General features: G+C 64.1%; 17 protein-coding genes and 1 pseudogene. 7 read left to right on the plus strand and 11 right to left on the minus strand.

Annotated elements, in window-relative coordinates; genetic code table 11:
• Position 1: 1 nt before the first annotated feature.
• The gene (gene lipA / locus QBJ92_RS16620) at positions 2–949 is read right to left on the minus strand and encodes a lipoyl synthase (RefSeq protein WP_277970838.1); all 948 of its coding nucleotides are present in this window, start codon (positions 947–949) and stop codon (positions 2–4) included.
• Positions 950–1,014: 65 nt separating this feature from the next.
• Between lipA and QBJ92_RS16625 the strand changes: the two genes are divergently transcribed.
• Both QBJ92_RS16625 and QBJ92_RS16630 read left to right on the plus strand, forming a co-directional pair.
• Positions 1,015–1,644 (plus strand): carbonic anhydrase, encoded by a 630-nt coding sequence (locus tag QBJ92_RS16625; protein WP_277970823.1) that lies wholly within the window; start codon positions 1,015–1,017, stop codon positions 1,642–1,644.
• A 166-nt stretch (positions 1,645–1,810) separates the two neighbouring features.
• Entirely contained in the window at positions 1,811–2,263 is a 453-nt protein-coding gene (locus QBJ92_RS16630; protein ID WP_277970824.1) for a hypothetical protein, read from the plus strand.
• Between the two features lie 48 nt (positions 2,264–2,311).
• On the opposite strand, the pseudogene QBJ92_RS16635 reads toward QBJ92_RS16630, so the two are convergent.
• Positions 2,312–3,085 (minus strand): annotated as a pseudogene (locus QBJ92_RS16635) (polyphosphate kinase 2 family protein).
• A gap of 94 nt (positions 3,086–3,179) precedes the next feature.
• Entirely contained in the window at positions 3,180–5,000 is a 1,821-nt protein-coding gene (aspS, locus tag QBJ92_RS16640; RefSeq protein ID WP_277970825.1) for an aspartate--tRNA ligase, read from the minus strand.
• Between the two features lie 150 nt (positions 5,001–5,150).
• On the opposite strand from aspS, the gene rnd reads away from it, so the two are divergent.
• On the plus strand, positions 5,151–6,326 hold the full coding sequence (gene rnd / locus QBJ92_RS16645; protein ID WP_277970826.1) for a ribonuclease D: 1,176 nt from the start codon (positions 5,151–5,153) through the stop codon (positions 6,324–6,326).
• A gap of 6 nt (positions 6,327–6,332) precedes the next feature.
• Here rnd and QBJ92_RS16650 read toward each other — a convergent pair whose 3' ends face one another.
• From QBJ92_RS16650 to QBJ92_RS16675, 6 genes are all read right to left on the minus strand, one after another.
• Positions 6,333–7,919 carry a glycosyltransferase family 39 protein gene (locus QBJ92_RS16650; RefSeq protein WP_277970827.1) on the minus strand — a complete coding sequence of 529 codons (1,587 nt, stop codon included), beginning with the start codon at positions 7,917–7,919 and terminating at the stop codon, positions 6,333–6,335.
• On the minus strand, positions 7,916–9,103 hold the full coding sequence (locus QBJ92_RS16655; protein ID WP_277970828.1) for a glycosyltransferase family 2 protein: 1,188 nt from the start codon (positions 9,101–9,103) through the stop codon (positions 7,916–7,918). Before QBJ92_RS16655 ends, QBJ92_RS16650 begins: the two co-directional genes overlap by 4 nt.
• A 140-nt stretch (positions 9,104–9,243) precedes the next feature.
• A complete protein-coding gene (locus QBJ92_RS16660) occupies positions 9,244–10,770 on the minus strand; it encodes a Ppx/GppA family phosphatase (RefSeq protein WP_277970829.1) in 1,527 nt (508 codons plus the stop codon).
• Positions 10,771–10,778: 8 nt separating this feature from the next.
• Positions 10,779–12,956: an RNA degradosome polyphosphate kinase gene (locus QBJ92_RS16665; protein ID WP_277970830.1), complete on the minus strand. Its 2,178-nt coding sequence runs from the start codon at positions 12,954–12,956 to the stop codon at positions 10,779–10,781.
• Positions 12,953–13,576, minus strand: a complete 624-nt coding sequence (locus QBJ92_RS16670; protein ID WP_277970839.1) for an HdaA/DnaA family protein — start codon at positions 13,574–13,576, stop codon at positions 12,953–12,955. The genes QBJ92_RS16665 and QBJ92_RS16670 overlap by 4 nt, the downstream gene beginning before the upstream one ends.
• A 43-nt stretch (positions 13,577–13,619) precedes the next feature.
• Positions 13,620–14,873, minus strand: coding sequence for a heavy-metal-associated domain-containing protein (locus QBJ92_RS16675; RefSeq protein WP_277970831.1), 1,254 nt, complete (start codon positions 14,871–14,873; stop codon positions 13,620–13,622).
• A gap of 62 nt (positions 14,874–14,935) precedes the next feature.
• Here QBJ92_RS16675 and purM point away from each other — a divergent pair, with 62 nt between their 5' ends.
• The 4 genes from purM to QBJ92_RS16695 all read left to right on the plus strand — a co-directional run bounded on the left by purM (position 14,936) and on the right by QBJ92_RS16695 (position 17,739).
• On the plus strand, positions 14,936–16,045 hold the full coding sequence (gene purM, locus QBJ92_RS16680; protein ID WP_277970832.1) for a phosphoribosylformylglycinamidine cyclo-ligase: 1,110 nt from the start codon (positions 14,936–14,938) through the stop codon (positions 16,043–16,045).
• Positions 16,046–16,169: 124 nt separating this feature from the next.
• Positions 16,170–16,745, plus strand: a complete 576-nt coding sequence (gene purN / locus QBJ92_RS16685; protein ID WP_277970833.1) for a phosphoribosylglycinamide formyltransferase — start codon at positions 16,170–16,172, stop codon at positions 16,743–16,745.
• Positions 16,742–17,119 carry an MmcQ/YjbR family DNA-binding protein gene (locus QBJ92_RS16690; RefSeq protein WP_277970834.1) on the plus strand — a complete coding sequence of 126 codons (378 nt, stop codon included), beginning with the start codon at positions 16,742–16,744 and terminating at the stop codon, positions 17,117–17,119. The genes purN and QBJ92_RS16690 overlap by 4 nt, the downstream gene beginning before the upstream one ends.
• Positions 17,116–17,739 carry a hypothetical protein gene (locus QBJ92_RS16695; protein WP_277970835.1) on the plus strand — a complete coding sequence of 208 codons (624 nt, stop codon included), beginning with the start codon at positions 17,116–17,118 and terminating at the stop codon, positions 17,737–17,739. Before QBJ92_RS16690 ends, QBJ92_RS16695 begins: the two co-directional genes overlap by 4 nt.
• Positions 17,740–17,768: 29 nt before the next feature.
• On the opposite strand, the gene QBJ92_RS16700 is transcribed toward QBJ92_RS16695, so the two are convergent.
• Both QBJ92_RS16700 and dnaE read right to left on the minus strand, forming a co-directional pair.
• The gene (locus QBJ92_RS16700) at positions 17,769–19,349 is read right to left on the minus strand and encodes a long-chain fatty acid--CoA ligase (RefSeq protein ID WP_277970836.1); all 1,581 of its coding nucleotides are present in this window, start codon (positions 19,347–19,349) and stop codon (positions 17,769–17,771) included.
• 33 nt (positions 19,350–19,382) lie between these two features.
• Positions 19,383–22,874 (minus strand): DNA polymerase III subunit alpha (gene dnaE / locus QBJ92_RS16705; RefSeq protein ID WP_277970837.1); only part of this gene is annotated, 3,492 nt, incomplete at its 5' end.

A 22,874-nucleotide genomic window follows, 5' to 3' on the forward strand; every position in this document is an offset into this window, starting at 1 on the left:
GTCAGGCGCGGGCCAGCTTCAACTCCCGCGCGGCGCGCAGCCGGGCGAAGTCATCCCCGGCGTGGTAGCTCGACCGCGTCAGCGGCGAACTCGCGACGAGCAGGAAGCCCTTCGCCCGCGCGATCGCGGCGAATGCGTCGAAGGTCTGCGGCTTGACGAAGTCCATCACCTTGGTGTGGCGCGGCGTCGGCTGCAGATACTGCCCCATCGTCAGGAAATCGATGTCGGCCGAGCGCATGTCGTCCATCACCTGATGGACCTCGAGCCGCTCCTCGCCCAGCCCCAGCATCACGCCGGACTTGGTGAAGATCGACGGGTCGTGCCGCTTCACGCTCTCCAGCAGCCGCAGCGACGCGTAATAGCGCGCGCCGGGGCGGATCGTCGGGTACAGCCGCGGGACAGTCTCGAGATTGTGGTTGTACACGTCGGGCCGCGCCGCAACGATCGACTCGACCGCCGCCTGCGTCTTGTTGCGGAAGTCGGGGGTAAGGATCTCGATCGTGGTATTGGGCGTCGTGCGGCGCAGCGCCTCGATCACCTTGACGAATTGCGAGGCACCACCGTCCGGCAGATCGTCGCGATCGACCGAGGTGATCACGATATGCTCAAGCCCCAGCTCGGCCGCGGCGTCGGCGGTGTGCTGCGGTTCCAGTGCATCGACCGCGCGCGGCATTCCCGTCTTCACGTTGCAGAACGCGCAGGCGCGGGTGCAGGTGTCGCCAAGGATCATCACCGTCGCGTGCTTCTTGGTCCAGCATTCGCCGATGTTCGGGCACGCCGCTTCCTCGCACACGGTGGCAAGGTTGAGGCGGCGCATCAGCGCCTTCGTCTCGGCAAACGCGGCGCCGCCGGGTGCCTTGACGCGGATCCAGTCCGGTTTGCGTTCCCGCGCCGGACGCGTGGGGGAATCGGTGCCGGATTGCGCTGCAAGCGGGGTGATCTCGTTCATGGGTGCCAGATAGCGATTGCTGCGCGTGCTTGCCACCCCTTGCATGTTTCGGATATTCAGCTGCCATGACCGATTTTTCTGATCTTGTCGGCGGGTATCACCGCTTCCGCGAAACCGACTGGGCACGCCAGCGTGACCGATGGTCCGAACTGTCCCGCGGGCAAAGCCCGAAGGTGATGGTGATCGCCTGTTCGGACAGCCGAGTCGATCCCGCGCAGGTGTTCGACACGTCTCCGGGCGAGATCTTCGTGGTCCGTAACGTCGCCAATCTCGTCCCCCCGTTCGAACGCGACGGGTCGCGCCACGGTGTCTCGGCAGCGCTCGAATTCGCGGTGACGCAGCTCAAGGTTTCCGAGATCGTGGTGATGGGCCACGGCTCCTGCGGCGGCGTCCATGCCGCGCTGACCGACGCGTTCGCGGGCAAGCAGCCCGGTGAAGGCGGCTTCATCGCGCACTGGGTCGACATGCTGGATGAAGCCCGCGACCGGATCGTCGCCGAGCATGGGACTGGCCCAGAGGCCATTCATGCGATGGAACTGGAGACCGTTCGGGTCAGCCTCGCAAACCTGCGCACTTTCCCATTCGTGCAGGAAGCCGAAGCGGCGGGGACGCTCAAGCTGCGGGGCGCCTACTTCGCGATTGCCGATGGCGTGCTGCACGTGATGCGCGACGATGGAGCGTTCGGCGCAGCTTAGGTCTCGACGGGGCAAGACCGTGGTGGTTCCGCGGTCTCGTTCGTTTCGGGTGCAATCGCGACCCAAAATATCCGGATTTTTGTGCTGTCTTGATGCGCACGGGATGCGAAGCGTCGGGAAAATCGTTTCCGTTGCGTGTGCGCTATTCCCCGCCTAGCCTTGCGCGATGAGACCCAACACCCTGCGCGCCTTGCGGCGTTACCACACCTATCTCGGGCTGTTCTTCGCGCCGATGATCCTGCTGTTCTCGGTCAGCGGCGCGTTGCAGACCTTCCGGTTGCAGGAGGCGAAGGGGTATGGCGGTCCGCCGCCGAACTGGATCGTCTGGCTTGCGAGCGTGCATAAGGATCAGGGGCCGCCACGCGAGGCGAAACCCGAGCGCCCCAAGCCGACGGGTGCGGCTGTCGCAACGGCGAAGCCTGAAGGCGGGCCACGCAAGGACGCGAAGCGGCCGTCGCCGCTGCCGCTCAAGATCTTCGTCGTGCTGCTGTCGATCGCCCTCGCCGCATCGACGGTGGTTGGCATCATGATCGCGCTCTCGATCAAGGGGTCGCGGCGTGCGTCGCTGATGCTGTTGGCGCTTGGGGCGGTGGTGCCGATCGCGCTGCTATGGATCTAGACCGGTGACCCGTACGGTGCGCGCTATCGCGCACCGCCGTCCCCGCCGCTAAATTCCCAAAGCCTTGCGTGCGACCTTCTCGATCTCCGGGTCAAGTTCGGGCGGCGTCATGTCGACCTGCGCTTCCAGCGCTTCGGCGATCGCGGTCAGCGCGGCGATTCGCCCGGCCTTCTTGTCGTTCCCGTCGATGATCGTCCACGGTGCCGCCTTGGTATCTGTACGCTTGAACATGTCGTGCATCGCATCGAGATACTGGTCACGCTTGTCGCGATTGCGATAATCATCGATCCCGGTTTTCCAGCGCTTCCATGGCGACTCCAGCCGGTCTTCCAGCCGCTTGTCCTGTTCCGCCTGCGTCACATGGACGAACAGCTTGACGATCGTCGTCCCCGAATCGACCTGCTGCGCTTCGAACGCGTTGATCTCGTCATAGCCGCGCTTCCATTCGTCCTTGCTGGCATAGCCTTCGACGCGCTCGACCAGGACACGACCGTACCAGCTGCGGTCGAACACTGCGATGTCGCCGCATGCAGGAAGCTTCTGCCAGAAGCGCCACAGGAAATGATGGTCGAGTTCGTCCTGCGTCGGCGCTTTGATCGGCCAGACCTCGAAATTGCGCGGGTCCCATTCGGCGCAGAGCCGCTTGATGATCCCGCCCTTCCCCGCGGCATCCCAGCCTTAGAATACGACGATCGCGCGCTTGTTGCGGACGATATGCGCGACCTGAACATGCGCCAGACGCTCCTGCAGCGCGTCCAGATCATCACCATACTCGCCGTGATATTTCTTCCCGGCTTCGTAATCGTCGAGGTGCAGCGTCATCGGGATCGGCCCTTTATCGTGGAACGGCGGCGGGGTGCCGCTCTGTTATACGCAACGCCCCGCCATTCGATCCGGACAGCCCCGACGATCGGGTTCAGCTCGCCGCTTCGCCTGCCGCCTCGACCGCCTTGGCGCCATCGCCGGTCACGCGCAGGTTGAGTTCCTTCAGCTGCTTGGGCGTCGCGAAATTGGGCGCGCCCATCATCAGGTCTTCCGCCTTCTGCGTCATCGGGAAGGTGATGACTTCGCGGATGTTGGGCTCGTCCGCCAGCAGCATGACGATCCGGTCGACACCCGGCGCGGAGCCGCCGTGCGGCGGGGCGCCGCACTTGAACGCATTGATCATGCCCGCGAAGTTCAAGTCGACGTCGGCCTGGGTGTAGCCGGCGATCTCGAACGCCTTGTACATGATCTCGGGCTTGTGGTTCCGGATCGCACCCGACGACAGCTCGATCCCGTTGCAGACGATGTCATACTGGAACGCGAGGATATCGAGCGGGTCCATCGTCTCGAGCGCTTCCATCTCGCCCTGCGGCATCGAGAACGGATTGTGGCTGAAGTCGACCTTCTTGGCGTCCTCGTCATATTCGAACATCGGGAAATCGACGATCCAGCAGAATTCGAAGCGCTTGTCGTCGATCAGCCCGAGCTGGTCGGCAACCCGCGTCCGCGCCAGACCCGCGAGCTTGGCGGCCGACGCTTCCTTGCCCGCCGAGAAGAAGATGCCGTCGTTCGGACCGAGCCCGAGCGCCTCGGCGATCGCCTTCATCCCGTCCTGCCCGTGGTTGTTGGCGATCGGCCCGCCGAACACGCCGTCCTTCTGCGTCGCATAGCCGAGGCCGGGGAAGCCTTCGCTCTGCGCCCAGCTGTTCATCTCGTCGAAGAACTTGCGGCTCTTCTCGTGCGTGTTGGGTGCCGCCAATGCGCGGACGACATCGCCGCCTTCGACCATCGACGCAAAGCGCCCAAAGCCCGAGCCACGGAAGTGTTCGGAAACGTCGGTAATGACGATCGGATTGCGCAGATCCGGCTTGTCATTGCCGTATTTCAGCATCGATTCGCGGTACGGAATGCGCTTGAACGGCAGCGGCGAGACGGTGCGTCCCTTGCCCTGCCAGTCGGCGAACTGCTCGAACACGCCGTGCAGCACCGGCTCGATCGCCGCGAACACGTCGTCCTGCGTCACGAAGCTCATCTCGAAATCGAGCTGGTAGAATTCGCCCGGGCTACGATCGGCGCGCGCGTCCTCATCGCGGAAGCACGGCGCGATCTGGAAATAGCGGTCGAAGCCCGCCACCATCAGCAGCTGCTTGAACATCTGCGGCGCCTGCGGCAGCGCATAGAACTTGCCCGGATGCACCCGGCTCGGCACCAGATAATCGCGCGCGCCCTCGGGGCTCGACGCGGTCAGGATCGGCGTCTGGAATTCGGTGAACCCCTGGTCGACCATCCGCGTCCGCAACGACGCGATCACGTTCGAGCGTAGCAGGATGTTCGCGTGCAACCGCTCACGCCGCAGATCAAGGAAGCGGTAGCGCAGGCGGATATCCTCGGGATATTCGTTCTCGCCGAACACCGGCATCGGCAGCTCGTGCGCCGACGACTGGACCGTCACTTCCCGCGCCCGCAGTTCGATCTCGCCCGACGGCAGGTTCGCGTTCACCGTATCGGCCGAGCGCGCGACCACGTCGCCCACGACGGTCACGACCGACTCGGGCCGCGCCTTGTCGAGCATCGCATGCGTCGGGCTGTCGCTGTCGGTAACGATCTGGGTGATGCCGTAATGGTCGCGCAGATCGACGAACAGCAGATTGCCGTGGTCGCGCTTGCGGTGAACCCAGCCCGACAGCTTGACCGAGGAGCCAACGTCGGCGGCGCGCAGCTGGGCGCAGGTGTGCGTGCGATAAGCGTGCATCGTTCTTCTTCTCATGTGCGTCACCCCGGGAGACCGGGGCCGCGCGCGAACCGGGCACGACGCCCGCTCCACAAGGGTGAAAGGGATGCCCTGCGCTTCCCTCCCTCACCCACCTTTGTCAAGGCGCTGCACCGTCGCTATGGGGGGGTGATGCACATCCATCCGCTCATCACCGACACCGCCACGCTCTCCAATCTCTGCACGCGACTGGCCGAAGCCGACTTCGTCTGCATCGATACAGAATTCATGCGCGAGAACACCTTCTGGCCGGAGCTCTGCCTGATCCAGATCGCCGACAGCAACGAGGCCGCCGCGATCGATCCGATGGCGCCGGGGCTCGACCTCGCGCCGCTACTGCAGCTGATGGTCAACAACGACGAGGTGCTCAAGGTCTTCCACGCCGGCGGGCAGGACCTTGAGATCATCTACAACCTCACCGGCAAGACCCCCTATCCGCTGTTCGATACGCAGGTCGCGGCGATGGCGCTCGGCCAGGGCGAGCAGATCGGCTATTCTAACCTCGTCGACGCGTGGCTTGGCCTGACGATCGACAAGGGCGCGCGCTTTACCGACTGGAGCCGCCGTCCGCTCGACGCGCGGCAGATCGAATATGCGATCGGCGACGTGACGCATCTGGCCGAAATCTTCCCCAGGATGCTCGCCCGCCTGCGCAAGACCGGGCGCGGCGCGTGGCTTGATCAGGAGATGGAGCGGATCGGCGACCCCAAGAATTACGCCAACGACCCGGAGGAAGCGTGGAAGCGCATCCGAATCCCGAGCCGCAAGCCCGAAGTGCTCGGTCGCCTCAAGGCGCTCGCGCGGTGGCGCGAGATCGAAGCCCGCGCGAAGGATCTGCCGCGTGGCCGGATCGTCAAGGACGAGACGATCGCCGATCTGGCGGGCCACGCCCCGCGCAAGCAGGCGGATCTGGCGAAGGTCCGCGGCCTCTCCGCGACCTGGGCACAGAACGACATCGGCGCGCGCTTGATGGCCGCGATCGAGCATGCCGAACCGATGGCGGCGGAAGACCTGCCCGCGCGTGACGATCGCAAGCCCGGGCTCGGCAAAGACGGCGCGCTGGTCGCCGACCTGCTCAAGCTGCTGCTCAAGATCCGCTCGAAGGAAATCGACGTTGCCGCGCGGCTGCTCGCGCGGACCGACGATCTGGACGCGCTCGCCGCCGGGCAGCGCGAAGGCTTGTCGATCCTCGAGGGCTGGCGCTTCGATCAGTTCGGCCGCGACGCGCTCGATCTGGTCGAGGGGCGCCTCGCCTTCGCGGTCGTCGGCGGCAAGCTCAAGATGACCCGCACCGAGGCCGTCACCTGACCGTCCTCAGCGGTCGCGCGGCGCCGAACAGGACGGGTTGAGGACCCTGCCCTCGACACAGGCGCTTCGCTCGAGCCGCGACACCAGCGGCGGCCCGAACGGCCCGACGAAGAAGTCGAGGTTCTCGCCGTCGTCCGGCAACAATCCGGCGGCTTGCAGATCGCTCAAGGGTTGTTCCGCAAACCGTTGGATCATATAGAGATTCGATGTCTTCGGCAGGTCGAGCCGATCCTTGCCGACGGTCGGGATCGCGGGCGCATAACCCTTCGCCCAGGCGTTGTTGGTCTGTCCCGACAATGTGATGATCGGCACCCGGCACGTTTCGCGCTGGTCCGCGAACTTGCACGCTTCGTCCGCGATCACCGCACCGCCCTCCCCGCTGACGACGATCACGCCCCGCGGGTCCTTCAGCACTTGCGCGACCGCCCCCTGCCAGTCCTCCAGCTCGAACCCCGACTGCGTCGCCCACAGGTTCGCCGCGGTCAGCCCCGTCAGTACGCCGGCGGCGAGCAGGAATGTCCGCAGGCTCCGCAGCGTGCTCAGCCACGCACAGGCGAGCGTGACCGGGAAGATCGCGATCCAGACCAATGTCCGTTCGACGATCACGGGCTGTTTCAGGCTGAACAGGATGAACAGCGTAAGCATCCCGATCCAGCACGCCGCCGCGAGTTGCGTCGCCTTGCGGTGGATCGTCCGCGTAATCCCGAACAGCGCGGCGCCGAAAACGACGGTCGCGGCAATGCTCTGCATCCCCCACGGGTCCCGCATCAGAAGCGTGCTGGCCCAGAAGAGCTCGAGCGAGATGGGCACGCCCGGGAAGTGCAGCCACGACAGATTGGGGTTGGGCACCCGCGTCTGCCAGTAGATGATATAGAGCGCCCACCCCGACCCGATCACGATCACCAGATCCGCAAACGCCAGCCGTAACCAGTCGCGCCCGACGAAGGGAACGAACCGCCGGTCCACCGCCATCAGCGCCAGCGTCGCGACCGGCACCCAAAGCACCGCCGTGCCATGAAGATAGACCGCCGCGATCGCACCCCCGACATACCCCACCCACGACGTCACGCGCTGCCGCGTATTGCTTTCGTTCGCCGCGACGATCCGCATCAGGCTGAAGAACGAGATCGTCAGCGCCACCGCAAGCATGCTGTAGCCACGCACCTGATGCGCATAGGCGATCTGTTGCGCGGATACCGCGAGCAACAGCGCGCCCGCTGCCGCACCGCGTTCGCCATAGTGCCGGGCCAGCGCGAAATAGCTCACCGCAATCAGCAGCAGGCTCGCCATGATCGTCGGAACCCGCAGCGTGATCCGGTCCATCGGCCCGACCAGGAGCAACCATCCCCGCAGGATCGAGTAGAACAATGGCGGATTGGTTTCCCGGATCATCCACGCGCTCCACAGCCGTGCGAACGGCTGATGCGCGAAGAACAGCGACGCATATTCGTCGAACCACAAGGCGTAGTCCGACAGCGCGAACCGCAGGACCGCGGCGAGCAGCAGAATCACCGCGAACGCCGCCAGCCCGTGGCGCGAGCGTGCTTGCTTCGTCCGTACGCCCGCTGCGCGTTCCGTCGACGCGGCGCTCATCGACGCTTCCGCCACGTGAAGAGCGACGACATCGAATAATTCCACACCGTCGTCACCGCGATCCCTGCCAGCGCGGACAGCACCAGATAATTATGGTGCTGGTACAACCAGCGAGCGACCCCGACGTTGGCGAACAACCCGAACCCGCAGACGATGTTGAAGGTAAGCCACCCCCACCACAGACGCGGCCCTTTGAGACGCTGATCGCTGTACGTCAGGATATTGTTGAGGAAGAAGTTGCTCGACGTCGCGACCAGCGTCGCCACGCCCTGTGCGATCGCGAACCAGCGGTCTTCGTCCGCCGCGCCGAACAGCGCCAGCAGCGTCTGCAAGACGGAGGTCAGCACCAGGAAATGCACGACCACGCCCGACCCACCCACCAGCGCGAAGCTGACGAACCGGATCGGCACGACATGGCCGATCATCTTGTCGAGCAAGAGCTGGAGATATTCCCACAGCACCAGGCCATCGAGCTTGCTCTCGCCATGTTGGCGAGTGCGGAAGGTGAAGGGCACTTCGGCGACCCGCAACGGGGTCGGCGACGATGCCGCGATGTCGAGCAGGATCTTGAACCCGACCGACGAAAGACCGGGCAAAGAGCCCATGAACGCCTCGCGCGTGAGCATGAAGAAACCGCTCATCGGGTCCCCGATCGCGGTCTTGGTCAGCGTGTTGGCAAGGGTCGTCGCGAACCGGCTCATCGCGATTCGCTGCCGGGTCCAGTCCCCCATCCCGCCGCCCTCGACGTAGCGGCTGCCGACCACCAGATCGACGTCGCCACTACGGAGGCGCGCCAGCATGTCGCGCAGGATGGTCTCGTCATGCTGCATGTCGCCGTCCATCACCGCGACATACGGCGCCGACGTCGCCAGAATGCCCTCGACACAGGCAGAGGCAAGGCCTCGTCGGTCGAACCGATGCACGACGCGGACTCGGTAATCCTCCAGCGCAAGCGCGCGGGCCCGGTGTGCCGTGCCATCCGGCGAATTGTCGTCGACGAAAACGACTTCCCAACGGATGTCGCCCAAGGCGGTGCGCAACGCCTCGACCAGCAGCGGCACGTTTCGCGATTCGTTGAACGTCGGGACGACGATCGCCAGTTCCGCGGGCAATCTGGAAGCCGTCTTCTCCCGATCGGCGCGAGCCTCTGCCGCGTTGGTCAGCCGATCCGCGAACGGTTGCATCACATTCCCCCAACGGTCAGCCACGACGTCGAACCGGGGTTTATGCTAACCCTCTTTTCAATTGGTAACCATTCGTCCGCCCGCCAACGACAGAAACGGCGCGATTTCGTCCTAAATCATGCTGGAACCGTGTCGATCCGTCAGTTCGGCGGCGTCGAAGCGAGCGCGATCTTGCGCCCCAACGACGTTGCCAGCGCCGAATGCCGACGCTCGACGGTTTCGCTATACAAGGGGCGGTCGGCTTCGGCGACCCGCAGCGTCAGCATCGTTCCATCGTCGTGCAGCGACGTCCGCAACAACGGCCCCGCAAGTCCGCCGCTCATCCGTTGCCCCAGACGCATCGCAAGCCCCCATTGCACCGCACGCTTCAGGTCCGCGGGCGGCGCCAGCATCGCAAGCGGAGCTGGCGTGTCCAGGCCGCCCCCCAGGCTGGTGAACAAGGCCTGCGCCATCACCGCGCGCCCGCGCGCGTCGACCGCGACCCAATTGCCATGAAGCGCAATCTCGACCCCGCGTTCGGCCCGGAATTCCGGGTTGGCGCGCCAGCCGACGTCCGCCAGCAGGCATGCAGCCAACCGCAGCCGCACCATGTCCGGCGTGTCGCGCTGGAACGGTCGCGCGATCCAGCTGTCGAGCAGATCGCCATGTTCCGGAAAGCGTCCGTGCCGCTGCCCCTCGTCGCGCGCCGCGACGATGAGCGGATCCTGCGCGCGCACGGCGGGGTCGAGCGCGTCAAATATCAGGCCTTCGCGGAGGCCGAAGGCCGAAACGACCGTCGTCTCGGTGCCGAGATGTTTCATCAGTACGCCCAGCAAAGCCCCGGCATCGCCGAGCGTCGCGGCTCGGCTTGCCGACAGACCGGGGACAGCGCGCAGCCATGCTTTATTGACGTGGCTGATCGTCCGGCCGAGCCGGTCGATCGCGGCGCGCGACATCGCATATTGATGGATCACCGGCAGCGGATAGCTGTTGATGTGCATGTCGAGCCGCGCGAGCGCGCGCCACGATCCCCCGACGAGATACAGTGGAAGCCCGGCCCCCTTGCCCGACCAGCCCGACTCGCGCAGCGCCTGCTCGACCACGCGCTGCAGCGCGCCCGGCCCCTTGTTGCGGATCGCGCCGATCCGCAGGACGCCAAGCGGGAAGGAAATCCGGTCGCGCACTTCTCCGCCCGAAACGCGGATCAGTTCAAGGCTTCCGCCGCCCAGATCGCCAACGATCCCATCGGCATCCGGGATCGCGGACAGCACGCCATAGCCCGCGCCGGAGGCTTCCTGTTCGCCCGACAGCAATTCCACGTCCAACCCGAGCGCGCGCGCGGTGGCGAGCAACTCAGCGCCGTTGCTGGCATCGCGCACCGCGGCGGTTGCGACGGTACGGAGGCGAGTCACCTCCATTTCGCGGGCAACGGCAGCAAATCGCGCCAAAGCGACCGAGCCCGTTGCCAAAGCGTCGCGCGCAATCGCACCGGTTTCGGCCAACCCGCGACCGAGGCCCGCCATCACCTTCTCGTTGAACAGCGTCGCCGGCAAGCGTTCGGGCCCCTGATACACCACGAGGCGGATCGAATTCGATCCGATGTCGATGATGCCCATGCGGTCCTCGCTGGCGGCGGGCGCAGCGGGAGGGCTCGCCGGCTTGGGCGTGCGGAAAAAGGTCGTCGCCATGATTGTGCCTAACGCCTGCGCCGAAGCGACAATTTGGGGACGGATTCGCTCGCCGCGAGCGCCGCACCGCGCCCGGATAGCGACGGGTTGGTCATGAAATAGCGGTGGAGATTGAACGGTCGCTCGCCCGGAATGACGCGGACATAACTGCCATCCGCCTGTAATTCCCAGCTTTGTTCGTCGTCGATGAGGTTCGCCACCATCACCTGGCCAAGGATCTGATCATGGACCGTGCGGTTTTCGATCGGCAGCATATATTCGATCCTGCGATCGAAATTGCGCTGCATCCAGTCGGCCGATGTGATGAACAGGCACGCATCGGGGTTGGGCAGATCCTTGCCGTTGCCGAACGCCCAGATCCGGCTGTGCTCGAGGAACCGCCCGATCACCGACTTGACGCGGATGTTCTCGGACAGTCCCGGAACCCCCGGACGCAAGCAGCAGATCCCGCGGATGATTAGTTCGATCTGAACCCCGGCGGCACTTGCTTCGTAAAGTTTGTCGATTGTCTCGGGATCGACGACCGAATTCATCTTCGCCCAGATCGCGGCGGGTTTGCCCGCATGGGCATTGGCGATCTCGGTATCGATCAAGTCCATCAGCCGCGGGCGCATGTCGCGCGGCGACAGGCTGATCAGCGCCATATTCTCGGGCTCGACATAGCCGGTCACGTAATTGAACATCTGGGCGGCATCCCGCCCTAAGCGAGGATCGGCCGTGAAGAAGCTGAGATCAGTGTATATTTTTGCCGTTATCGGATGATAGTTGCCGGTCCCGAAATGACAGTATGTGCGATATTGACCATTTTCGCGCCGGACCACCATCGAGACCTTGGCGTGCGTTTTCCAGTCGATGAAGCCATAAACCACCTGCACCCCGGCACGCTCCAGCGCCGACGCCCACAGCAGATTCTGCTCCTCATCGAAACGCGCCTTCAGTTCGACCACGGCCGTCACCGACTTGCCGGCCTCAGCCGCAGCGATCAGCGCGTTGATCACCGCCGACTGCTTGCCCGCGCGGTACAACGTCTGCTTGATCGCAACCACATCCGGGTCCGCCGCAGCCTGTTTGAGAAACGCCAGAACCACGTCGAACGTCTCGTACGGGTGGTGAACGACGATGTCCTTGGCGCTGATCGCCGCAAAGCAATCGCCGCCATATTCGCGGATTCGCTCCGGAAACCGGGGGGAGAAGGGCGGGAACTTGAGGTCCGGCCGATCCTCGTCGACGATCGCCTCGAGGTCGCCCACGCCGAGGAAGGCGCCGCTTTCGGTGACGAAGCAATCCGGCCCGCCGAGTTCATCGCGCAACACCGCGCCAAGCCGCTCGGGCATCCCGCTCTCAAGTTCGAGCCGGATCACGCGCCCCCGCCGCCGTCGCTTGATCGCGTTGGCGAAGTAGCGAACCAGATCCTCGGCTTCTTCCTCAATTTCGATATCGCTGTCCCGAAGCACGCGAAACTCGGCCGCGCCAAGCACGCGGTACCCCGGAAAGATCAGCGGCGCGAACCGCTTCACCAGCGATTCGACCGCGACATATCGCGCGGAGGTGCCGGGCAGTCGCAGGAAACGCGGCATCGGCGCCGGAAGCATGACGAGTTCGCGGATCGGCTGGTCGTCCGAAATGCGAACCAGATCGAACATCACCGCAAGGCCCTTGTTCGATATGAACGGGAACGGATGCGCGGGGTCCAGCGCTTGCGGCGTGAGGATCGGAAAGATCTGTTCGCGAAACTGCGTTTCCAGCCAGGACAACTCGTCCGCGGTCAAAGCCTCGTCGATCGTGCGCGAGCTCAGCACGCCGATCCCGGTTTCCGCAAGCAACCGCCGGAGTTCGCGCCAGACGATACGCTGACTTTCGATCAACGCGTCCGCCTCCGCAACGATCGCCGATAGCTGCTGGCCCGAAGTAAGGCCATCGCTCGAACGACGTCCCACGTCCTGGATCTGCTGGCCCTTCAGACCGGCAACCCGCACCATGAAAAACTCATCAAGATTAGACCCTGAAATCGACAGGAACCGCAAGCGTTCAAGCAGCGGGTGCGCGGTATTGGTCGCCTCCTCCAGCACCCGGCGATTGAACGCCAGCCACGACAATTCCCGATTGAAATACCGGTCACTACCGTCGGTCCCGACGAATGGGTCGTCGTCGCGATCAAGGCTCGCGATATGGGCGGGTCTCGTCATGGATGCTCTGCCGGGTCTGGAGCGTGGCCGCCGATCAGCCCCGCCTCTTGCAATGTTGCCCGCGCGAGCGGGATCGACAAGCGCTTGCGACGCTCTAGCACGACCTGATCGAGCAGGTCGACTGCGCGTAGCAACGCAACGTGCGTGCGTTCGACGCGCGCAACCAGCCATTGAATGAGGTCCGGGCGTGCATCCAGCCCGCGGCGCAGGAACTGTCGTTCGAACAGCGCCGCCATCAGCACCTCATCCGGATCCCCGATCCGCAGCATGGGGCTGGCGACGAGCCGCGACCGCAAATCCGGTAGCTTGATTTCCCATTCAGGTGGCGGCGCGTCCGCGACGACCACGACGGGACGGCGTTCTTCCTGCGCTCTGTTCCACGCATGGAAGATCACGGCTTCATTCTGCCGTTCCGCATCGTCGATCAGCCCGCCGCCGGTCTTGGCGGCAAAGATCCGTGCGATCAGGCTCCGTCCCGATTTACGCGGCCCGGTAACCACCACCGCCATTACGGGCCATGTGCTCCAATGCTCGAGCTGCTGGACAGCCCGAGCATTCGAGGGTCCAATCAGGAATTCATCATCACGCGGATCGGCCGGCCAGTCGAATGGCAGCGCCATCTGCGCAGAAAGGGTCATGAGCGTCGGGTCGGACATCGCGGCATCAGCCGGTCGTGTCGTCTGTGGAAGCAGCCTGCGCTGCCGGCGTTGCAGGCGTGTTGCGACGGATGCGGAGGGTCGTTCCGCTTCCGACTACGGTCCAGCCCCGCGCTTCAAGCGCCGTATGAAGTACGGCGGGATCCGAATCGAATTGAACCCGCATCACTGAAACACCACCGAGAGCAAGGCTCGTTGTGATAGCCGAGCGAACTCCTGGAACGCCCTGCAACTGCAATTCGGTCGCTGTAACCGACGCCGCGGTGGGCGTGTCCACCTGTACAGTGATCACCGATCCGGTCGCACCAGCCATCCCGTCGGCTCCGGGCAGCGGAAGTTCGGTCGGCGTTGCAAGCGGCGTCGGTGTCGCGACTGGCGCCACGTAGGAGAGCCCAGAATCCCCCATCAGAGCACCGTTCCGCAGCGCGGCCTGATACGCATCGTCGATCCGCTTCACGCCGGCATCGAGCAGCACCGGCAACGCATCGCCGTTGTCGACCCGCAGCGTGAATTGCGCGATTAAATGATTGTCCGGGCCGTGCCGCGCCTGGAACGTACCGATGATCGGCCCCCCGGGCCATTCGCGGCGGATCCGGACGGTAGGAACAAGAACATCCGTCGCGCCATATTGGTCAAGCACGACGCGCCACCAACCACGCCCACGCCGCTCGGTCTGGCCAAAAGTGAGCAACAGAGGATCAGTCCCGGTGCCCGTCGGCCGGATATAATCGATCAGGCTATTGCCCGTCCGATAGCGAAGCCAAGCGTCCTGCCACGCCGTCTTTTGCTCGAAGCCGACGGCCGCGCCGCCGCTCATTTCGATCGGAATTGTCAGCATCGGCTGCGAACGCGTGGCTTCAGCCGCAACACCAAGAATCGATCCCGCCCGTGCGCGACTGAATAATACCCCCAGCTTGGCGACGTATCGATTGGGACCGATCTGCTCGTTTTCGACGACGATCCCGGACACCATGCTATCAAGAGCACCGTCAGACAGCATGGCGCCGCCCCCGCCAAGGCGCCTGGACAGGATCTGCCAACCTTTACGCTGTGCAAGCCGCCACCCGGCGAAGCGGGCTTGATCCGCAGACTTGCCTGTAACGTCGACTGCGACTCCACTGACCTCGTAGCTTCCAGAATCATCCGCTGACGCCAGGCCTTGAGTCGGATTGTCGCCCTGTGCGAGCCCCAACCCACCCGTCACCGCAATGCCGAGTACGGCTGCGAGCCCCAAGGGCCGGAAAAAGCGGTGGATCGACATGTCGGCGCCCTTTTGGCGAAGGAGGCGTGGAAATCCAAGCGGGATATGGCTAGGCGGGCATCATGAGCGAAAACGAACCGGACAAGGCGTCCTACACTTATGCCCAGGCGGGCGTCTCAATTGCGGCCGGCAATGCGCTGGTCCGCGCCATAGGTCCGATGGCAAAGGCCACGCGACGTGCTGGTGCGGATGCCGATCTCGGCGGCTTTGGCGGATTTTTCGATCTCAAGGCGGCCGGATTTGTCGACCCACTGCTGGTCGCTGCAAACGACGGCGTCGGCACCAAGCTCAAGCTCGCGATTGACCAGAACGCGCATGACGGCGTGGGGATCGATCTGGTTGCGATGTGCGCCAACGACCTGATCGTGCAGGGCGCGGAACCGTTATTCTTTCTGGATTATTACGCGACCGCAAAAATTGATCCCGTGGTGGCCGAACGAGTCATTGCCTCGATCGCCCAGGGATGTCTGCAGGCGGGTTGCGCGCTGATCGGCGGAGAGACCGCCGAGATGCCGGGTATGTACGTGCCGGGCGACTACGATCTCGCGGGCTTCTGTGTCGGTGCGGTCGAGCGGGACAAAGTATTGACCGGTCACGATATCGCGGCAGGCGATGTGATCCTCGGGCTTGCCTCATCGGGCGTGCATTCCAATGGCTTCTCGCTGGTTCGGAGGCTGGCTGCGGACAAGGGATGGAAGCTCGATCGCCCTGCCCTGTTCGACAATGAAGTCCGGCTGATCGACGCCCTGATGGCGCCCACTCGGATCTATGTGAAATCCTTGCTCCCATTGCTCGCAGATCGACAGATCAAGGGCCTTGCACATATTACCGGGGGCGGCTTGTTAGAGAACATCCCGCGCGTTTTGCCAGACGGCGTCCACGCACAGGTCGACGCCAACGCCTGGCCGCAGCCCAGGCTGATGGCGTTCCTTCAAGCCCAGGGAAATATTGAACCCGAAGAGATGGCCCGGACGTTCAATTGTGGTGTCGGCATGGCGGTCATTGTCGCGGCGGAGAACGTTGGAGCCGTCACTGCGGCGTTGCAGGCGGCCGGTGAGACGGTATTTTCGATCGGCTCACTCGTCCCGGGGGCGCGCGGATGCACCGTTTCAGGCTCGACCGAAACCTGGGGCGGCAAAGCTGATTGGACTGCCACACACAACCATGGATAAGCCCGCATTTTCGATCGATTCGGCATTCCACCCCTGGAACGGGTCCGTCCGTTCTGGAGCAGGATCGCCTGGTCGAGGCCTTCGAGCCTTGATCAGCTCGATGGCCGGAACTGGGAAAGCTTGAATGTCCGGTCAAAAAACCAGGGTCGGCATTCTCATCTCCGGTCGCGGATCGAACATGATTTCCCTGGTCGATGCGGCGCGGGATAATGCGTGCCCATACGAAGTCGTTCTGGTGGCGTCGGACAAACCGGATGCCGCTGGCATCGCTTGGGCCAAGGATCACGACATAGCGACCTGGACGCTGTCCCCGAAAGGGATCGGCAAGCCTGCGTATGAAAGCGCTCTCCAGAATGCCCTGCGCGAGGCAGGCGTCGAAACGATCGCCCTCGCCGGTTACATGCGGCTGGTGTCAGACACGTTCGTCGAAGCGTGGCGTGGAAGGATCGTCAACATTCATCCCTCTCTTCTTCCAAAGTATAAAGGTCTCGACACACATGCGCGCGCTCTCGCGGCCGGCGACGCAGTGGCAGGGTGTTCGGTCCATGTCGTCACCGAAGAACTCGATGGTGGCGAAGTACTAGGACAAACCGAGGTCGTGATCGAGCCGGGGGAGACGTCCGACACGCTTGCGGGGCGCGTTCTGGCAGCGGAACATCGCCTCTATCCTCGTATCCTGGCGGAGTTTGTAACTCGATGATCGTCGATCCGACCCCCCTGATTGAACGCATCCGGACGCTGTGCTTGGCGCTCCCGGAGGCCCTCGAGCGCGAGTCTCACGGAGCGCCAGGCTTCGTTGTCGCTGACGGAAAGTTCTTTGCCTATTTTTGGCACAATCATCATGACGATGGCGAGACGGCATTGATCGTGCGGACGACCGGCGGAGATGAACAAGCGCAACTGATCGAGTTCGATCCGAAAACGTATTACAAACCGGCTTATCTTGGAGCGTCCGGCTGGATCGCCGTACGGCTGAATGGTGATACGGTAGACTGGGATCGTGTCGACGACCGGATTGCGATCAGTTGGGAACTTGCGGCACCGCAGCAGGTGCTGGAGGCAGGCGGTCGATGAGCGAGTCTCCTGAGCCGAACCTCCCTGTCACCAAAGCCGAGAAAGCGGAAGCGGCGGCCATCCGTCGCCGATGGGTGTCACTGGCGGAGATCGTAAGCGTGGCAGGTGTCGCGATCGCGGCTCTGGGGTTATGGTTGACCTGGTCGGACAGGCGGAGCGAACAAGCCGAGAAGCAAACACAGTCGGTCACGCAAAGCCGTGAGGCTGCGCGCTATGCCATCAAGGCGACAGTCGCGCGCAATGGCGACCTTGTCCTTGTAACAGACGAGCGGCATCCGTTGGGCGACGTGACCGCAGTCTTTCCCAACGCGTTAGGAGTCGCGCCGCAGACGTCTCCTACGCAGACGATCAGCCGGGATGCATATGAGCGCGCCTTGTTGAAGGTTACCGATGGTCGTGAAGATCGCGCGACCGGCAAACTGCCCGTGCTCCTCACCGTTCAATATTGGAACGACGACAAACTCCAAACGACAAACGGAATTTACGACATCGTGTGGCGCACCAAGAGCCGCCCGTTGCTTGGTCGAGACCTCAAGATCGAAGCACTCCGCTTGCGTACCCCCTCTGCAACAGAAACCGCTCTGGAAGCGGCATGGGCGGCGGAAAAGCCAAAGGGGTAAAGCCGTCAGAAATACTGTGCGGTTTCCCCTTACACGGCCAGCACATGATTGCGATACGTCGCCCGCAGCGCAGTCTTCAATAGCTTGCCCGTCGCGGTATGCGGAAGTGAATCGACGAACAGGATCTCGTCCGGCAACCACCACTTTGCGACATGCGCCGACAGATGCGCAGTGATCTCCTCGGCAGTGACGATACTATCCGATTTTCGGACGACGAGCAGCAGCGGACGCTCGTCCCACTTTGGATGATAGACGCCGATCGCCGCCGCTTCCGCAACCCCGCCACACCCGACCGCGGCGTTCTCCAGGTCGACCGAAGAAATCCACTCCCCCCCGGATTTGATGACGTCCTTCGCCCGATCGGTAATCTGCATCGTCCCGTCGGAATGAAGCACAGCCACATCGCCGGTATCGAACCACTGTTCGGCGTCTACAGCGTCTGATTCGGCCTTAAAATAGCGTTTGACCACCCAGGGACCGCGCACCTGCAGACGCCCTGAACTGGCCCCGTCGCGCGGCAATACCGTATCGGCATCGTCGACCACACGAAGCTCGATCCCGAACGGAATCTGCCCCTGCTTGCAGGCGTGGTCGAGCTTGGCGTCGCGGCTCATCGTTTCCCAATGCGGTGGGTAGCACCCCGCCGTCCCGATCGGCGACGTCTCGGTCATTCCCCAAAGATGCTTTACGGTCGCACCCATCCCCATGATCCGGTCGATCATCGCGCGTGGTGCGGCCGACCCACCGATCGTGACTTGGCGTAGGTGCTGCGGGGCCTCTCCACCGGAATCGATATACTGGAACAGCGCGAGCCACACCGTCGGAACACCCGCGGAATGCGTTACCTGCTCGTCGTTCATCAGGCGGCATAACACCGCGGGATCGTTTGCCGCGGAATAGACCACCTTTGCTCCGGCCATCGCGGCCGCGAACGGCAAGCCCCAGGATGCGGCGTGAAACATCGGCACGACGGGCAAGACCACTGAGTTCGAGAAAAGGTCGAACACCCACGGGGCGACTTCGGCCATCGCGTGAAGGACGGTCGAGCGATGTTCGTACAGGACCCCCTTCGGGTTTCCGGTCGTCCCGCTGGTGTAACACAGCATGCACGGATCCCGTTCGGGACCCTCTACCCAGTCGTACGCGCCATCCTCCGCCCCGATCAGTGCTTCGAACGCGCCGTCGTCAAAGCAGATGTAATGCTCGATCGAGGGCCACTGCGCCTTCAATCGGTCGACGATCGGCTGAAATTGCCGATCGTAGAACAGCACGCGGTCCTCTGCGTGGTTGGCGATGAACGCGAGTTGCTCGTCGAACAGCCGCGGATTGATCGTGTGGACCACACCGCCCATTCCGATCACACCGTACCATGCGACCAGATGGTGCGCGTGGTTCATCGCCAGCGTCGCTACGCGATCTCCCGGTTTGATCGACAGGCGTTCAAGCGCTTGCGCCAGTTTGCGGGCATCGCGCGCAATTCCGGACCAATTGGTTCGGGTCTCGATCCCGGATGCCCAATACGTGACGATCTCGCGGTCGCCGTGCTCGCGCGCAGCGTGATCGACCAGACGCGGCACACGCAATTCGAAATCCTGCATTCCGCCGAGCATCGTCTCTCTCCAGACCGTCGGTGGGGTGCTGGTTCACCCCACCAGAGCCAGCCGCGCTTCGGCGGTTCTCAGCTCTACCTGGCTGACATCCTGCAAGCCTTCGATGCGCTCGGCAAGCTCTCCGTCGAGCAAAAAGTCGCGTCCGAGCAAGACACGCGCCTCGCCGCCATCGGCGACGGGGACGGTCGCCCAGACTTCGCCGCGCGCCCCGCGCACGTCGCTGAGGACGCTTGCGAGGGCCGCGATGCCGATCGGGCTGTGGATGCGGACTTCCAGCGCGAAGCGTGCGCTGTTGGCGAGCTGTTCGAACGGCTGGATCCGCTTGATCGAGACGCGCGGCGTTTCCTCGCCGGGCCGGCGGTCGAGTTCGACCGTCAGCAGCCCGCAGCCGTTGTTGCGCGCGGCTTCCTCTAGATCCGCCGCAACCGCGTCATCGAAGCAGGTTGCGATGAACTGACCCGAAGGATCTGAACAGGTTGCCATCAGATAGCGCTTGCCGCGCGCCGAGGTGCGCCAGCGCGCGTCCTCGACTAAAGCGGCCATCGTTGCACCTGCGCGCGTCCCGTCGTCGGGAATAGAGAGCTCGCCCAAAGCGGCGAAGCTGCGGGCGCCGTGCATCTTGGCGAGGTGGCCGTGGCGGTCGACGGGGTGCGCCGAGAGGTAGAAGCCGAACGCGTCCTTTTCCTGGTCCATCCGTTGCGCGACCGACCAGTGCGCCGAGCGGGGGAGTTTGATCGGGGGTTCGGCGGCGTCGGCGGTGCCGAACAGGCCGCCCTGCCCGCTGACCTTCTGGTCGTGGATGCGGGCGGCGGTGGCTAAAATCGTTTCGGCACACGCGTGTAGCCCCGCACGGTTCTCGTCCAGGCAATCGAACGCGCCGGCCGAGGCGAGCGTCTCGACCTGGCGCTTGTTCATCAGGCGGGGGTCGACGCGGCGGGCGAGATCGTCGATCGACTCGAACTTGCCGTTCGCCTCGCGCTCCTGAACGAGCTTTTCCATCGCGCCCTCGCCGACCGATTTCAGCGCAGCCAAAGCGTAGCGGACGCCCAACCCGTCGCCGGTGTCCTCGACTGTGAACTCGGCTTCGCTGCGGTTGATGTCGGGGGGCAGCAACGCGACTTCCAGACGCCGCATGTCATCGACGAAGATGCTCAGTTTGTCCGTGAGCGTCATGTCGAAACACATTGATGCGGCGTAGAATTCGTGCGGATGATGCGCCTTCAGCCAGGCCGTCTGGTACGACAGCGACGCATAGGCCGCGGCGTGCGATTTGTTGAAACCGTAGCCGGCGAACTTGTCGATCAAGTCGAACAGTTCGTTCGCCTTGGCCTTGTCGATCCCGTTGATCGTCTTGCAGCCCTCGACGAAGCCGGCGCGCTGCGCGTCCATCTCGGCCTTGACCTTCTTGCCCATCGCGCGGCGCAGCAAATCCGCCTGCCCCAGCGAATAGCCCGCGAGGATCTGCGCGGCCTGCATAACCTGTTCCTGGTACACGAAAATCCCGTAGGTCTCCGACAGGATCCCCTCGAGCAGCGCGTGCGGATAGACGATCGGCTCCAACCCGTTCTTGCGCTTGCCGAACATCGGGATGTTGTCCATCGGGCCCGGGCGATACAGCGACACGAGCGCGATGATATCGCCGAAATTCGACGGCCGAACCGCGGACAAAGTGCGCCGCATTCCCTCCGATTCGAGCTGAAAGACGCCGACCGTGTCGCCTTTCTGCAGCAATTTGTACACGCCCTCATCGTCCCATTCGAGCGCGTCGAGATCGAGCACGACCCCGCGCACCGCCAACAGGTCGATCGCCTTCTTCAAAACCGACAGCGTCTTCAACCCGAGGAAGTCGAACTTCACCAGCCCCGCGCCCTCGACATATTTCATGTCGAACTGCGTGACCGGCATGTCCGAGCGCGGATCGCGGTACAACGGCACCAGCTCGGCGAGCGGACGATCGCCGATCACCACGCCCGCCGCGTGGGTCGAGCTGTGGCGCGGGAGCCCCTCGAGCTTCATCGCGAGATCGAGCAGGTGGCGGACGTTGCCGTCCTGCTTATACTCGCTGTGAAGCTCAGACACGCCGTCGATCGCGCGCTTCAGCGTCCACGGGTCGGCGGGCAGATTGGGGACGAGCTTCGCGAGCCGGTCGATCTGGCCGTACCCCATCTGGAGCACGCGCCCGGTGTCCTTCAACACAGCGCGCGCCTTCAGCTTCCCGAAGGTGATGATCTGCGCGACCTGATCGCGGCCGTATTTCTGCTGGACGTAGCGGATCACTTCGCCACGCCGGGTTTCGCAGAAATCGATGTCGAAGTCCGGCATCGACACGCGTTCCGGGTTGAGGAAGCGTTCGAACAGCAGCCCCAGCTTCATCGGATCGAGATCGGTGATCGTCAGCGCCCAGGCGACGACCGAACCCGCGCCCGAACCACGGCCCGGGCCGACCGGGATGTCGTGATCCTTCGCCCATTTGATGAAGTCCGCGACGATCAGGAAGTAACCCGGGAACCCCATCTGGATGATGACGTCGAGCTCGAACTCGATCCGCTCGCGGTACGGGGTGCGCCAGTCGCCGGTCTGCTCGGCACTCTGGCCCCCGGCGGACAACAGCCCGAGCTCGGCGATCCGGTCGAGCCGGCGCTCGAGCCCGGCGCGCGCATCGACGCGCAGTTTCTCGGCTTCCGCCTCGCGGTCGCCCGCAAGGCTCGGCAGGATCGGCTTGCGCTTGGGCGCGGCCACGCCGCAGCGCTGCGCGACGATCATGGTGTTGTCGATCGCCTCGGGAAGATCGGCGAACAACGCCTTCATTTCCTTGGCGGGTTTCATCCACGCATCGGGCGAACTGCGCGGGCGGTCATCGCTCGCGATATAGGTCGAGTTGGCGATGCACAGCAAAGCGTCATGCGCCTCGCTAAAATTCTCGTTCGCGAAACAGCACGGGTTGGTCGCGACCAGCGGCAGGTTCCGGTCATACGCCAGGTCGAGCAGATGCGGTTCGGCCTTGCCCTCGATCTCGCACGCGCGGCGCGTCAGCTCGATATAGAGCCGGTCGGGGAACAGCGCCTGCAACCGATCGGCATAAGCGAGCGCGCGGCTCGGCTGGTCCTCCGCGAACAGCCGCGCGAGCCCGCCCTCGCGCCCCGCGGTGAGCGCGATCAACCCGTCCGAACACGCCGCCAGCGCGTCGAAATCGACATGCGCGGCGAGTTCGAGCGGACGATCGAGATGCGCGCGCGAGACGAGCTTGCAGAGATTGTCATAGCCCGTCTTGTCCTGCGCGTAGAGCGCGATCCAGTCGATCACCGGAGTCGCCGCCTCGGGCATGTCGGGGCGGCAGAGCCCGAGCATCGTCCCGATCACGGGCTGGACGCCCGCCGCCATCGCGGCGTCGGAATAGGCCATCGCGGCATAGAGCCCGTTGCGATCGGTCAGCGCGGCGGCGGGAAAACCGTGTTCCGCCGCGCGCTTGGCGATCGCCTTGGGCTCGATCGCGCCGTCGAGCATGGTGTAGCAGGAGAAGATCCG

The sequence above is a fragment of the Sphingomonas echinoides genome (assembly GCF_029623395.1).
Lineage (GTDB): Bacteria > Pseudomonadota > Alphaproteobacteria > Sphingomonadales > Sphingomonadaceae > Sphingomonas > Sphingomonas echinoides_A.

What these genes read in the sequence shown, in the direction of transcription:
- rnd (WP_277970826.1), top strand. Translation starts at nt 5,151, where the DNA reads ATGCACATCCATCCGCTCATCACCGACACCGCCACGCTCTCCAATCTC.
- purN (WP_277970833.1), top strand. Translation starts at nt 16,170, where the DNA reads ATGTCCGGTCAAAAAACCAGGGTCGGCATTCTCATCTCCGGTCGCGGA.
- QBJ92_RS16660 (WP_277970829.1), bottom strand. Translation starts at nt 10,770, where the DNA reads ATGGCGACGACCTTTTTCCGCACGCCCAAGCCGGCGAGCCCTCCCGCT.
- QBJ92_RS16675 (WP_277970831.1), bottom strand. Translation starts at nt 14,873, where the DNA reads ATGTCGATCCACCGCTTTTTCCGGCCCTTGGGGCTCGCAGCCGTACTC.
- QBJ92_RS16655 (WP_277970828.1), bottom strand. Translation starts at nt 9,103, where the DNA reads ATGCAACCGTTCGCGGATCGGCTGACCAACGCGGCAGAGGCTCGCGCC.
- QBJ92_RS16650 (WP_277970827.1), bottom strand. Translation starts at nt 7,919, where the DNA reads ATGAGCGCCGCGTCGACGGAACGCGCAGCGGGCGTACGGACGAAGCAA.
- QBJ92_RS16695 (WP_277970835.1), top strand. Translation starts at nt 17,116, where the DNA reads ATGAGCGAGTCTCCTGAGCCGAACCTCCCTGTCACCAAAGCCGAGAAA.
- aspS (WP_277970825.1), bottom strand. Translation starts at nt 5,000, where the DNA reads ATGCACGCTTATCGCACGCACACCTGCGCCCAGCTGCGCGCCGCCGAC.
- QBJ92_RS16690 (WP_277970834.1), top strand. Translation starts at nt 16,742, where the DNA reads ATGATCGTCGATCCGACCCCCCTGATTGAACGCATCCGGACGCTGTGC.
- QBJ92_RS16625 (WP_277970823.1), top strand. Translation starts at nt 1,015, where the DNA reads ATGACCGATTTTTCTGATCTTGTCGGCGGGTATCACCGCTTCCGCGAA.
- QBJ92_RS16670 (WP_277970839.1), bottom strand. Translation starts at nt 13,576, where the DNA reads ATGGCGCTGCCATTCGACTGGCCGGCCGATCCGCGTGATGATGAATTC.
- lipA (WP_277970838.1), bottom strand. Translation starts at nt 949, where the DNA reads ATGAACGAGATCACCCCGCTTGCAGCGCAATCCGGCACCGATTCCCCC.
- purM (WP_277970832.1), top strand. Translation starts at nt 14,936, where the DNA reads ATGAGCGAAAACGAACCGGACAAGGCGTCCTACACTTATGCCCAGGCG.
- QBJ92_RS16630 (WP_277970824.1), top strand. Translation starts at nt 1,811, where the DNA reads ATGAGACCCAACACCCTGCGCGCCTTGCGGCGTTACCACACCTATCTC.
- QBJ92_RS16665 (WP_277970830.1), bottom strand. Translation starts at nt 12,956, where the DNA reads ATGACGAGACCCGCCCATATCGCGAGCCTTGATCGCGACGACGACCCA.
- QBJ92_RS16700 (WP_277970836.1), bottom strand. Translation starts at nt 19,349, where the DNA reads ATGCTCGGCGGAATGCAGGATTTCGAATTGCGTGTGCCGCGTCTGGTC.